General features: G+C 31.0%; 13 protein-coding genes. 9 read left to right on the top strand and 4 right to left on the bottom strand.

What is annotated here, in order from left to right; genetic code table 11:
* Window positions 1-3: 3 nt before the first annotated feature.
* Window positions 4-222 (bottom strand): DUF6447 family protein, encoded by a 219-nt coding sequence (locus tag EU91_RS03915; protein ID WP_032524494.1) that lies wholly within the window; start codon window positions 220-222, stop codon window positions 4-6.
* A 29-nt stretch (window positions 223-251) separates the two neighbouring features.
* A complete protein-coding gene (locus tag EU91_RS03920; protein WP_052041276.1) occupies window positions 252-1898 on the bottom strand; it encodes an ABC transporter ATP-binding protein in 1647 nt (548 codons plus the stop codon).
* 118 nt (window positions 1899-2016) lie between these two features.
* On the opposite strand from EU91_RS03920, the gene EU91_RS03925 reads away from it, so the two are divergent.
* From EU91_RS03925 to folP, 3 genes are read left to right on the top strand one after another with little or no spacing between them, the layout of a single operon-like run.
* Window positions 2017-2193: an RNA-binding S4 domain-containing protein gene (locus tag EU91_RS03925; protein ID WP_032524492.1), complete on the top strand. Its 177-nt coding sequence runs from the start codon at window positions 2017-2019 to the stop codon at window positions 2191-2193.
* A 52-nt stretch (window positions 2194-2245) separates the two neighbouring features.
* The gene (gene tpiA / locus EU91_RS03930) at window positions 2246-2971 is read left to right on the top strand and encodes a triose-phosphate isomerase (RefSeq protein WP_032524491.1); all 726 of its coding nucleotides are present in this window, start codon (window positions 2246-2248) and stop codon (window positions 2969-2971) included.
* Window positions 2955-3800 (top strand): dihydropteroate synthase, encoded by an 846-nt coding sequence (gene folP, locus EU91_RS03935; RefSeq protein ID WP_082303030.1) that lies wholly within the window; start codon window positions 2955-2957, stop codon window positions 3798-3800. Before tpiA ends, folP begins: the two co-directional genes overlap by 17 nt.
* Window positions 3801-3808: 8 nt before the next feature.
* Here folP and EU91_RS03940 read toward each other — a convergent pair whose 3' ends face one another.
* Entirely contained in the window at window positions 3809-7819 is a 4011-nt protein-coding gene (locus EU91_RS03940; protein WP_032524490.1) for a magnesium chelatase subunit H, read from the bottom strand.
* Between the two features lie 102 nt (window positions 7820-7921).
* Between EU91_RS03940 and dapB the strand changes: the two genes are divergently transcribed.
* From dapB to EU91_RS03965, 6 genes are read left to right on the top strand one after another with little or no spacing between them, the layout of a single operon-like run.
* A complete protein-coding gene (dapB, locus tag EU91_RS03945; RefSeq protein WP_032524489.1) occupies window positions 7922-8770 on the top strand; it encodes a 4-hydroxy-tetrahydrodipicolinate reductase in 849 nt (282 codons plus the stop codon).
* 1 nt (window position 8771) lies between these two features.
* On the top strand, window positions 8772-9413 hold the full coding sequence (locus EU91_RS03950) for a hypothetical protein (protein WP_032524487.1): 642 nt from the start codon (window positions 8772-8774) through the stop codon (window positions 9411-9413).
* A gap of 19 nt (window positions 9414-9432) precedes the next feature.
* Window positions 9433-10587, top strand: coding sequence for an FAD-dependent monooxygenase (locus EU91_RS03955; protein ID WP_032524486.1), 1155 nt, complete (start codon window positions 9433-9435; stop codon window positions 10585-10587).
* A gap of 5 nt (window positions 10588-10592) precedes the next feature.
* On the top strand, window positions 10593-10793 hold the full coding sequence (locus EU91_RS03960) for a DUF2949 domain-containing protein (protein WP_032524485.1): 201 nt from the start codon (window positions 10593-10595) through the stop codon (window positions 10791-10793).
* Window positions 10794-10811: 18 nt separating this feature from the next.
* Window positions 10812-11354 (top strand): DUF3038 domain-containing protein, encoded by a 543-nt coding sequence (locus EU91_RS09055; RefSeq protein WP_342503433.1) that lies wholly within the window; start codon window positions 10812-10814, stop codon window positions 11352-11354.
* A gap of 1 nt (window position 11355) precedes the next feature.
* On the top strand, window positions 11356-11943 hold the full coding sequence (locus tag EU91_RS03965; RefSeq protein ID WP_193741612.1) for a DUF4335 domain-containing protein: 588 nt from the start codon (window positions 11356-11358) through the stop codon (window positions 11941-11943).
* 460 nt (window positions 11944-12403) lie between these two features.
* Here the strand turns inward: EU91_RS03965 and EU91_RS09385 are convergent, their stop codons facing one another.
* Entirely contained in the window at window positions 12404-12565 is a 162-nt protein-coding gene (locus tag EU91_RS09385) for a hypothetical protein (protein ID WP_193741611.1), read from the bottom strand.
* Between the last annotated feature and the right edge of the window lie 22 nt (window positions 12566-12587).

The raw sequence follows: 12587 nt of genomic DNA, 5'->3' as shown, positions 1-12587 counted from the left end.
ACTTTACTCTAAGTTTTTTAGTTTTTCTCTTAATTCATTTGCTAAAGAGTTTCGACTAATCGATAGTAATTTCAAAGTGTCTTCATGCATTTTCATTTGAGTTTCTGCTATTTGTAAACCTCTGATTGATTCTTTGATATCTTTAGAGAGTTCATTTATCAAATATTTCTTTCCTTCAAAGGTTAAAACTGGGTTAGTAGAATCGTTAGTCTCTGAATTCATGAATTTAATTTTTAATAAACAAGATAAAATTAAATTCTCTTTATCAATTGTTTTTCACATAATTCTTTATAAATTCCTTTCTTATTTATTAGATCATAGTGTTTCCCAGCTTCAACTATTTTACCCTTATCAAAGACAACTATTTTATCTGCTTCTTGAGTTGTCGCCAATCTATGAGCAATTACAACAACAGTTCTACCCTTCATAGCTCTATTAAGCCCTTCTTGAACTTCTGATTCGGATTCTGCATCTAATGCACTTGTAGCTTCATCTAATAGAAGAATGGATGGGTTTCCTAAAATTGCTCTTGCAATTGCTATCCTTTGGATCTGACCGCCTGATAAATTCGATCCCCTTTCCGTGATTTTAGTTTCATATTTATCAGGAAGATTTTGAATAAAGTAGTGAGCATTTGCTTTTTTTGCGGCCTCCATAACTTCTTCTTTTGTAAATTTTCTACCCATTTTTATTACATCAATTATTTTTCCTGAAAATAAAAAAGGCTGTTGTTGTACAAGTGCAATATTATTTCTTATGTCTTTGGTATTTAATGATTTTAAATTCTTATTATCTATAAAAATATCTCCAATACTTGGTTTTATAAATTTTAACATTAGTGCCATCATTGTACTTTTCCCAGCACCTGAAGCTCCAACGAAAGCTGTAACTTCTCCTTTTTTAATTTCTAAATTTATATTTTTAAGAACGTGATTATCTTTTTTATATTCAAAACTCACTTTCTTGAAAATTATTTCGCCTTCAATATTGGATATTCTTGTTAAATTCTTTTTATTATCTTCTATAGGTTCTTGATTAATGTTTTTCAACCTTTTTATAGATGCTTCAGCTTGTTTGTAATCATTAAAATTCGTACTTACATGGCTTATTGGATCAATAAGCATCAATATTGCAGCAAAAAAACTGCTAAACTCTTGACTAGTCAGAAGGCCTAAGTTAATTCTTGTTGCTCCTAAACCTAATACAGCTAATATCCCAAATGCTTCTAAAAAGCCGACAATCGGATGCTGAAATGCAAGTAATTTCAATGTTTTATATTTTGCTTTTTTATTTGCACTTAATCTCTTGTAAAATCTTTTCTCAATCCAGTTTTCGGCAGCAAAGGCTCTTATTGTCGACATTCCATTAATAGATTCACCTATTAAGCCTGCTAAGTCACTCGTTGATTCTTGACTCTTTTCAGATGCTGATAAAACTCTTCTCCCAAAACTATTAACTGAGAGAATAATCATTGGTGCTAATACAAAAGTTGATAACGTGAGTGACCAATCTAAGTAAATCATATAAATTATTACAGCTAATAATTGTAAGGAACATGGAATAGTATCTTGAGCAGTCTTATAAATAACTTCGCTGACTCTATCAGCGTCTTCTGTAAGTCGATATGTGATATCTCCGGCTGAAATCTTTTCAATAGAATTCAAATTTATTTTTTGAATTTTATTAAATAAATTTCCTCTCATTATTTCACTAATTTCTAGTGATGGTTTCGCTATAAATACATCTTGACCAAATTGGGCAGCTTTTTGAATTAAAAATATTAATAAAGATTTGACAATAATGTTAGATACTTTTGAGAGATCGCCGCTCCCAATAGCAGGGATTAAATTTCCTGCGAGATAAGCTAATAATGGCCAACAACCTACGTAAATAAGCATGCATATAAAGCCCTTTATAAACCTATTTGAATATGGTTTGACTGATGGTATTAATCGCAAGATATTATATATTTTATTATTTATCCTACTTTATCAATATCTTTGAATTTACAAAACAATGAAATTAGATCAATTCTTAAAATGGCAAAATTTAGTTTCTTCTGGTGGTGAGGCGAAATTTTTAATTAAATCTGGTTCAGTCAAAGTTAATGGAGAAATTGAAACTAGAAGAGGCAGAAAACTTAATAGGGGAGATAAAGTTATGTTTCTAAAAAATGAATTAATTTTTGAATAGTTGCCCTATTAAGCTCAATTTATATTAGTATATTTTTCTTGGAGATAGTATTTTGAGAAAATCTGTTATTGCTGGAAATTGGAAAATGCACATGACTTGTGCTGAGGCAAAATTGTATTTAGAGGAGTTTATACCCTTAATAAAAACCATTCAGGATGACCGTAAAATAGTTATTGCTCCACCATTTACTGCTATTTCAACCTTTTCTAATCATTCTGATTTTGATTATTTAGATATTTCTAGTCAAAATATTCATTGGGAAGATGAAGGAGCATTTACGGCTGAGATATCACCAAAAATGTTGCTTGAACATGGAGTCTCATACGCAATAGTTGGCCACAGTGAGCCAAGGAAATATTTTAGTGAAAGTGATGAACAAATTAATAAAAGAGCAGTTTTTGCTCAATCTAGTGGTCTTACTCCAATAGTTTGTGTTGGAGAAACATTGGAACAAAGAGAGAGAGGAGAAGCAAGTAGAGTTATTACTAGACAGGTTGAACAGGGTTTAGAAAATACAGATCCATCAAATCTCATAGTGGCTTATGAACCAATTTGGGCTATTGGAACAGGTAAAACATGTGAAGCTAAAGACGCTAATGAGATATGTTCATTGATTAGAAAATTAATAGGTTTTGATGATGTAATTATTCAATATGGGGGATCTGTTAAGCCAAATAATATTGACGAAATTATGTCCATGAGTGATATAGATGGAGTCTTAGTTGGAGGGGCTTCATTAGATCCTAATAGTTTTGCAAGAATTGCAAATTATCAATAAAACAACCCCTTGGCCTATGGGCTGGGGACAAAAAACTTCAATAATGGGTGTTATTAATTTAACACCTGACTCTTTTAGTGATGGTGGAGATTTAAACTCTACAAAAAAAGTTCTAGATCAAGTTAATCATTTTTTACTTAATGGTGTTGACATTATTGATCTTGGTGCGCAGAGTACGAGACCTGGGGCTGAAGAAGTTGGATCTAAGGTTGAAATAAAACGGTTGATACCATATTTGAAATTAATAAAATCTGAATATCCAGAGATCTTAATTTCTATTGATACATTTAATTCTGAGGTAGCTCAAGAAGCTCTTTTAAATGGTGCAAACTGGATAAATGATGTTACAGGAGGAAGGAGGGATAAAGAAATTTTGGATGTAGTTTCGAAATTCAACTGTCCTTTTGTCATAACTCATAGTCGTGGAAATAGCCAAAACATGAATAAATTATCTAACTACAAGAACGTATTGAGTGAAGTTAAGTGTTCTCTTGAGACTTTGATAGAAAATGCTTTAGATAAAAGAATATCTAAAAAAAATATAATTGTGGATCCAGGGATTGGTTTTTCAAAAGATATAAATCAAAATCTGGAAATTTTAAGAAACTTGAATGTATTTAAGGAATTAAACTTACCAATCTTGATTGGTGCCTCAAGGAAAAGATTCATAGGGGAAATCCTAAATGAAGAAAATCCCAAGGAAAGGGATATTGGCACTCTAGCAATAAGTTGCATCTGTTCTCATTTTAATATCGATATAGTGAGAGTTCATAATGTAAGAATGAACTCTCAAATTCTAAAAGTTGCCGATAAAATCTATCGGAAATAGAAAGATTATTATTCTTTTACACCTTCAATTTTATCCTCTACTTCTTGGTAAAGTTCTTTTAACTGTTCTATATTTTCTTCTGATGTTTCCCAATATCCTCTACCATTAACTTCTAGTAAAGTCCCTACTATTCTTCTAAAACTATTGGGATTTAGATCCATTAGTCTTTTCCTCATTTCTTCATCATTTATAAATGTTTCATTAGTTTCTTCATATACAAAATTATCTACTTGACCACTCGTCGCACTCCAACCAAGTGTGTAATTAAGTCTATTGGAAAGCTCTCTTACTCCCTCATAACCAGATTTGAGCATACCTTCATACCATTTGGGATTTAGAAGTTTAGTTCTTGAGTCTAATCTAATAGTCTCTCCAAGTGTCCTAACTTGAGCGTTAGAAGTAGTAGTATCTGCTATGTAACTACTAGGCTCTTTGCCATCATCTCTTAGTGTTTTTATTAATTTTGTTGGATCAGAATCAAAATAATGACTTACATCTGTTAGAGAAATTTCTGAGGAATCAAGGTTCTGGAATGTAACATCTGCTGTTTTCATAACAGATTCAAATACATCTCTTTTTTGATTCATTTCTCCTGGATTATCAGCATTGAAAGCATATGTCTTACGAGATAAATACATCTCTTGTAACTCATTTTCTTCTTCCCAAGTTGAATTTTCCACGGCTAAATTAACATTTGAACTGTAGCTACCACTAGCATTTGAGAATACTCTCGAATATGCTTCCCTAATTGAAGTACCTTCTTTTTCTGCCTGCTCTAATGAGTGTTTTCTAACAAAATTTGACTCCAAAGGCTCATCAGCCTCAGCAGCTAATTTGACTGCCTGGTCTATTAATGCCATTTGATTTATAAATAGGTCTCTAAACACACCAGAACAATTTACTACTACATCTATTCTTGGTCTTCCTAATTCTTCTAATGGAATCAATTCCAATTTGTTTATTCTTCCCACAGAGTCTGGCTTTGGTTTTACCCCTACAAACCATAAGATTTGTGCGAGAGATTCTCCATAGGTTTTGATGTTGTCAGTACCCCATAAAACGCATGCAATTGTTTCAGGCCAAATACCTTGCTCTTCTCTTTGTCTTTCAATTAATTTGTCAACTACTGATTTAGCTGCGGCTACTGCTGCAGTAGTTGGAATTGATTGAGGATCAAGTGCATGGATGTTCTTACCGCTTGGTAAAACACCTGGGTTTCTTATAGGATCTCCTCCTGGTCCTGGTAAAACATAATTACCATCTAATGCTTTGATAAGGCTATCCATCTCTTTGTCTGCACAGACTTGTTCCAAGCAGAAAAGTAAATAATCAAATAATTTATTTAATTCTTTCTGGTTAACTTCATTAAATCCATTTGATTTACAAACCCTTAGCCAAGGAGTGGGTAAATTTAAACCAAAAACTTTAAGTAAATCGAAAAGTTTAGAAAGAAGTGATTTTTCTAAATAAACTCTGCCATCAACAATTTTTAAAGAGTTGACCATCGCAAAAATGGATTCTCTTGCTGTCTTTATGATTTTTTCATTTAATTCTACAAATTTAAGTTCACCTCTATTATTCCCATCATAAATTTGTTCAATAGTTAGACCGATGGATTCTGCAAGTAATCCAGGAAGAGATCTTAATCCTTCTTGTTCTCTCTCTAAAGATGCAATATTTACAAGCGTTGCAACAGCTTCTTCTGCTGTTGGAGCTTCACCAATAGTATGAAGACCACAAGGTAACAATCTACTTTCAATTTCCATCAATTGTTTATAGACATTACCAACAAATAAATCTCTTTCATCTAATGAAAGTTCTTCTACATCTTTTGAAGGAAGCTCAACATCTTTGTCGAGGTTACATTGTTTAGAAGTCTCAACTATTGCATTAACAATTTGAATACCCCTGCTATTTTCTCTTAATTGTTGATAAGAACCAACGAGTTCACTTAGTTCTTTAAGTCCTTTGTAGAGTCCTGCATTTTCCGCTGGAGGAGTAAGATAACTAATAGTTGAAGCGTATCCTCTTCTCTTCGCAATTGTTGCTTCAGATGGATTATTCGCAGCATAGTAATACAAATTAGGCAAAGATCCAATAAGAGAATCCGGATAGCAAGTTTCACTCATGCCCATCTGCTTCCCAGGCATAAATTCAAGTGAGCCGTGAGTTCCAAAATGGAGAACAGCATCAGCCCCCCAGATTTTTTCTACATACGTGTAATAAGCAGCAAAACCATGATGAGGACTAGCACTTCTTGAATAGAGCAATCTCATGGGATCACCTTCATAACCGAATGTAGGTTGAACTCCTATAAAAACATTTCCAAAATGTTTTCCATAGATAAGAAGGTTTTGTCCGTCACTATTCAGGTTCCCAGGAGGTTTACCCCAATTCTCTTCAAGTCGTTGTGAATATGGTGTGAACTCTTCGTATTCTTTTACTGACATCTTATGAGCAATATTTAACTCTGGAGATCCATCCATCGCTTCAGGGTTGTTAATTACTTTTTCCATTAATTCTTTTGAATTACTTGGAAGTTCATCTATTTGATATCCTTTCGATTTCATTTCAAGAAGTACTCTATAAATTGAACCAAAAACATTCAAGTATGCTGCCGTACCAACATTTCCTTTGTCTGGTGGAAAACTAAATACTGTGATGGCTAATTTTTTTTCCTTTCTTGGTTTGACTCTTAATGTTGACCACTTTATTGCTCTTTCAGCTATTACATCAACTCGATCTTGGAGCGTATGAGCCTTACCTGTAGCATCATCGCGACCTGAAAGAATTATAGGTTCAATAGCACCATCAAGCTCTGGAATTGCAATCTGAAGTGCTACCTGAACAGGGTGTAAACCTAGATCACTGTCTTCCCATTCTTGTGTGGTTTGGAAAACTAATGGAAGTGCAACCATATATGGTCTGTTTAACCTTTTTAGGGCTTCAATAGCTTTAGGATGATCTTGTCTTGCTGGCCCACCAACAAGTGCAAATCCTGTTAGAGATACAACTCCATCTACTATAGGTTGATCCTTATTTATGGAATCGTAATAAAATTCATTTACTGGTTTAGAAAAATCTAGACCTCCGCAGAAAATAGGAAGTACTCTCGCACCTCTGTATTCCAATTCTTGAATAACAGCAACGTAATGAGCATCATCTCCCGTAACTATATGACTCCTTTGAAGCACTAAGCCTATTGTTGGAGTTTTGTCATCTTTGGGATTTATATCTTTCCTATTGTTTTCCCAATTTTGATATTCTTTAAGACTTTCAAACATGCAAGGAGCAAGAGGATGCCAAATTCCTAAATCTGGGAATGTTTCAGGGTCTTGAATTTTGAATTCTTCTATTTGATCTTTTATGATCTCTGAAACAGCGTACTTTTCAGAAATCATTAACAAAAAGTTTTTTAAGTTTTCAGTGGTACCACCTAACCAGTACTGAAAACTTAGAATAAATGTTCTGGCATCTTGAGCTTTTTCTACTGGCAGATATTTAAGTATTGATGGTAGTGTATTTAATAACTTCAACATTGAATCTTGGAAACTTGCTCCATCTGATTCTTTTTTCTTTTTTATTAAATCTCCAATAATACTTTTAGATTGACCAAGTTGGGCCATACTAAATGAACCTAGCTTATTTAATCTCATTACCTCTGGCATGGAGGGGAAGACAATTGATGCTTTAAGTTTGTCTTTAAATGGAGATACTGCATCGACGACTTTTTGAGCAAGGTCTTCAATGAAAATGAGAGAAGCAATGAATATATCTGCATTAGCTATATCTTCTTTAAAATCTTCAAAATTACTATCGTTCCTAAGTTCTTCGATAAGATAGCCGCTAAGGTCTATACCTATTGGCCCATTCATATTATTTATTGACTTTGCAGCTTCCGTTAAGGAATTTTGGTATTGTGGCTCAAGGACAACATAAACTGCTTTTATTACAACTTTGTGTTTGTTATCCTCAACAGGAGATACTCTGCGGTTTGCTGAGCGGACCTGCGTAAACATTGATTTTCTTTAAGTATTTCTACCAGCCTACGAATGAAAAGACGTTATTGTGTGCAATATAAATAGCGTGTAACAACCTTTAAAAAAAAATTTTTTAAAAAAATGATTGAAAACTCTAAAAAACCAATACCAGTACTAGTATCTGGAGCTTTAGGCAGAATGGGTAGCGAAGTAGTTAATACTGTATTAAATTCTACAGATTGTGAACTTGTTGCAGCAATCGACACAAACGAAAAGAATAATGGCTCAAATATTTCTGAATTATTGAAGGTAAAAAATTGTGATGTTTTTGTTTCAAATGATTTTGAAGGAACTTTATGTTCTGTTAGTCAAAATTATAGAAATGAAAAAATCAAACCTGTTATGGTTGATTTTACTCATCCTGATTCTGTATATGAAAATACCAGATCAGCTATTGCATATGGTGTCTCACCAGTAGTAGGGACTACAGGTCTTAGCCCTTCGCAAATACAAGATTTGTCTGTTTTTGCTCAGAAAGCATCGGTTGGTTGTGCAATAATTCCTAATTTTTCAGTAGGTATAGTTCTTCTTCAGCAGGCGGCATCGGTAGCTGCAAGGTTTTATGACAATATTGAATTAATAGAGATGCATCATAATCAAAAAGCTGATTCTCCTAGTGGGACATGTATAAAAACCGCAGAAATGATTGAAGAATATCCAAAGAAATTTAATCAAAATTTAGTAAAAGAGTCTGAGTCATTGAAAAGTGTACGGGGTGGACTCAGAGATTCAGGCATTAACATACATTCTGTACGATTACCAGGATTACTCGCTCATCAGTTAGTAATTATGGGATCTCCAGGTGAAACTTACACAATTAAGCATGACACTATTGATAGAAAGGCATATATGCCTGGAGTTTTACAGGTTATAAAAAAAATTGGTAATTATGAAACTTTAGTTTACGGACTTGAAAAATTGATTTTTTAAAATGTTAATTCCAATTAATTCAAGTCAAATTTCAAAACTTATTCCTGCAGTTGGTACAGGAAGTCAATTTAAGTACGCGTTGGGGAATCCAAGAAAAATTCTTCAAAGAGTAATAGTTTCTTCAATTGGTGGATTTATCTCATTAATTATTAGTTCGACTGGAGATCAAACTAATAATTTCTGGTTATTCCTATGTGTAGGTTTCTTTTTATATATTATCTGGGGCCCAATTCTTGAATCAAGTAGAAAAAATTTGCAATTAAGAAAATATAAATTTTTTTCTTTATTTGATGGCTATGTATCAGATATCTATAAAACAGAAAAGATTGAAAGTTCAAGAGAACAATCTAATAGGCAAGGTCGATTAGAAGTTATCGAAAACAAAAGGACTTGGTTAGTACTTGAATTAGAAGATGAAGATGGTTATTTGGAAAAACTAAGTTTTCCTATGGAAAATAAGCATAGTCAAATTAGGGTGGGTTCGAGTATTAGATGTTTAATAACATCTGATAACCGTAATTTTGACAGAGATTTTTATTTGACCGATGCTTGGCTTCCTGAAATCAACTTGTGGGTTGGTGAATACCCCTATTTATTGAGACCAGCATTTGAAGAAATTTGCTATATTTATTTGAATAAATAGTTGATGCTTATATAATTCGATGAAAAATAAATTCAATTTTAAAATTGTTGGATCAGGACCCACAGGTTTATTACTTTCAATTGCACTTTCAAAATTTGATTGCAATATTTTTTTAACTGATTTATTAACAAAAGATAGATTAATTGATAAGGATAAAACTTATGCAATTACCCACTCAACAAGAAAAATCTTATCTAAATTCAGACTTTGGGAAAAATTAGAACCATTTTTATTTGGCTTTGATACCCTTTCAATTTCAGATAACGTAATTAATGCTTTTACCAATTTATCAACTTCTGACTTAGATGATGATATAAGTTCTGCTGAAAATATTGGTTGGGTAGTTAAACATTCGGATCTCATGAATGTGTTTTTTCAAGAGATTGATAATTATGAAAATATTTTTTTTATGACACCACAGAGATTGTTACGTAAAAAAATATTATTTGATTATCAATTCTTTTCAACAGGAGCAAACTCACTTGATAAAAAATTCTTAGATTTTTTTGATATAAAAAAATCTTATAATCAGTCTTGTTTGACTTTTAAAGTTTCTCTTAGAGGTCATTGCGAAAAGCGTGCTTATGAAATTTTTAGAAATGAAGGCCCACTAGCATTATTACCTTTAGAAAAAAACTTATATCAAGTAATTTGGACCTCCAGTACATTAAAGGCAATTGCAAGGTTAAATTCTGACAAGAATTTTTTAATGGATAATTTATCAACGATCTTGCCAGTTGAATTTAAGTTGGACCAAATAATTGGCGAATTTAATATTTTTCCTGTTTCATTATCATTAAATTTACCAGTTTTAAATTTTAAAAAATTAGTTTTTGTAGGAGATGCATTTCATACATTTCATCCTGTTGGTGGGCAGGGTCTAAATACTTGTTGGAGAGATGTTAACACTATTTATGATCTTTTTAATAAAAATACTGCTATTACTAAAATGCAATTGATATTATTTAAATTTAAGTATTTTTCAAACAGGATTTTAGATATTATCTTCACTATTCTTATTACTGACTCATTGATATCAATTTTTGCTAATAGAAACGTTTTTTTATTTCCAATTAGGAAATTTTCATTTTTACTTTTAAATAAATTTAGTTTTACAAGAAAATTAGTCCTAAATCAAATGACTAAATCTCTCATTTACTCAAGTATTAAATAAAATTCATGAATAATTATGTATCTAAAGAAATGATAATTTATTTATTTAATGTATTAGGTTTAGATGAATCTACTATTGAACTTGGTATAAAATTATCTATAAAAAATAATACTCCATTACCAATATTATTATGGAGTTATGGAATGCTAACTATTGAAGAACTTGATAAGTTATATTCATTTTTATTTCAAAAATCGGAAAGATAGTACTGTTATAATTGTCTTATATTTGAACCAAGAAAAATTACTCTTTTAACTAAAGGAAATCAGGTATCAAGGCAATCGATAGAGAAGCTTGATTTATTATTATTAATCCTAGAGACTATTGATTTGAATGGTTTACAATCCCTTTATGCTATATCAAATAGACTTAATTTAAATAATGTTTTTCCAAATAAAGTTACTATTTGGAAATTAAGAAATAATAATCCATTAAGAAAATCTTATATTAATAACAATATTAAACAAGATGAATTCGATGCGTTAGTTAAAATAACTGTTGAAATGTCTAGATATTTATATCCTTATATCAGAGAAATACTTAAATCTAAAGAAAATCTTGAAATGAATTCTCTTGTTTGGAATGATTTTAATAGGAGATTTATTGATTTGATAAAAGAGAGATTTAATATAGATAGTATAAGAGTGAAAAAACTTTTAAATCAAACTGAAAATGATGAAATTATTATAAAGTCTTTGCTCACCTTATCCCTTAGTATTTCAAATCAAGGTTATCAAAAGTTGAAGAATTTTTTATTCGATCTTTAATATGATGCAAAACAAATTTTCATTTAATCAATCTTCGGTGAATCTTGAAGTAATCGGTTTGCCAGATTATTCAAATAATGAAAATAAAGATCAAATTTCAATAATCTCACAATGGAAGTTATCCATGACTGATCAACCACTCATTGAAGGAAAAGTTGAACATTTAAGACCTATTATGAATGCATTTTATATTTATTCAAATCTTCTAATCAAAAACGAAACTCCAATATATGAGTCTAAATTAATTGATATAAAGGCTGACAATCTCCACACCCATAATATTGTTCTTAAGAGCTCTAAACCAAATGTAAAACCATTAACTTTAAAGATTGGTAATTCATTATTGTCAGACACCATTAATTGTTTTGATCAGTTAAATGAATCATCAAATGTAATAATAAAAAAAACTGGATCTAATAATATTCCTAAAAAAGCAAGATTTGGTTTAAGTAATAAACTTAAATTTTTTAATTTTATTATGCCGCCTATTATTTCAATTTGCTCTTTAATACTATTCTCCTCCACTTTTATATATTTTTATAATCCTGTTGAAGATATAGAAAAAAATGAATTAATAAATCCTAAATAAAGGCCGATTAGCATCCTAAATACAAACACGATAACATAGGGTAATTTCTTTTCTGAATAATTAATTAATTATTCTTTGAGCCTTGATGTATGACAGATTTACAAATACCCAGCTTAAATATGAACTCTAATAAATATATTTTTAAAAAAAAATTAAGTTTAAGAAGAAAATCCAAGAAGAGGCTATTTATCGAGGCTGCTTTTATGTTTATTTTGAGTCTTTTTTTAATTTATATAAATTATTTAATACCTAATAAAAATTTGCTACTACAAAATCTACCGAATAACTTTAATAAATCTTTTCTACTAATTATTGATCTATTTTCAAATATTTATGAGATTTTTTTAGTGATCCTTATTTTTATTTTAGCGCTTATAACTTTAATTTTATTAATAGGATCTTTTTATAGGTTATTTAGAATTACAAAAAAAAGGGAAAAACAAGTCAATTATAAATAATATCAGATCGGTTGCATTAGGCCTCCACTACCTGAATCTGAATCATCGTCATCATTTTCTGTCTCGATTCCAAATAAAGCGTAAGCACCAATTAAAATTGATGAAATAATTAATGATAAGGGTAAAATCGAAGTTTGAATTCCTATATCTATATATTCGCCCATTTAAGTATCAAATTTTTAACAA

It is taken from the genome of Prochlorococcus marinus str. GP2, assembly GCF_000759885.1.
In the GTDB taxonomy this organism is placed as follows: Bacteria; Cyanobacteriota; Cyanobacteriia; order PCC-6307; family Cyanobiaceae; genus Prochlorococcus_A; species Prochlorococcus_A marinus_J.
This window is presented reverse-complemented; position numbering and strand designations above follow the sequence as displayed.

Coding starts and splice junctions, on each gene's coding strand:
- EU91_RS03915 (WP_032524494.1), bottom strand. CDS start 222: ATGAATTCAGAGACTAACGATTCTACTAACCCAGTTTTAACCTTTGAA.
- EU91_RS03920 (WP_052041276.1), bottom strand. CDS start 1,898: ATGCTTATTTACGTAGGTTGTTGGCCATTATTAGCTTATCTCGCAGGA.
- EU91_RS03925 (WP_032524492.1), top strand. CDS start 2,017: ATGAAATTAGATCAATTCTTAAAATGGCAAAATTTAGTTTCTTCTGGT.
- EU91_RS03940 (WP_032524490.1), bottom strand. CDS start 7,819: ATGTTTACGCAGGTCCGCTCAGCAAACCGCAGAGTATCTCCTGTTGAG.
- dapB (WP_032524489.1), top strand. CDS start 7,922: ATGATTGAAAACTCTAAAAAACCAATACCAGTACTAGTATCTGGAGCT.
- EU91_RS03950 (WP_032524487.1), top strand. CDS start 8,772: ATGTTAATTCCAATTAATTCAAGTCAAATTTCAAAACTTATTCCTGCA.
- EU91_RS03955 (WP_032524486.1), top strand. CDS start 9,433: ATGAAAAATAAATTCAATTTTAAAATTGTTGGATCAGGACCCACAGGT.
- EU91_RS03960 (WP_032524485.1), top strand. CDS start 10,593: ATGAATAATTATGTATCTAAAGAAATGATAATTTATTTATTTAATGTA.
- EU91_RS03965 (WP_193741612.1), top strand. CDS start 11,356: ATGATGCAAAACAAATTTTCATTTAATCAATCTTCGGTGAATCTTGAA.
- EU91_RS09385 (WP_193741611.1), bottom strand. CDS start 12,565: ATGGGCGAATATATAGATATAGGAATTCAAACTTCGATTTTACCCTTA.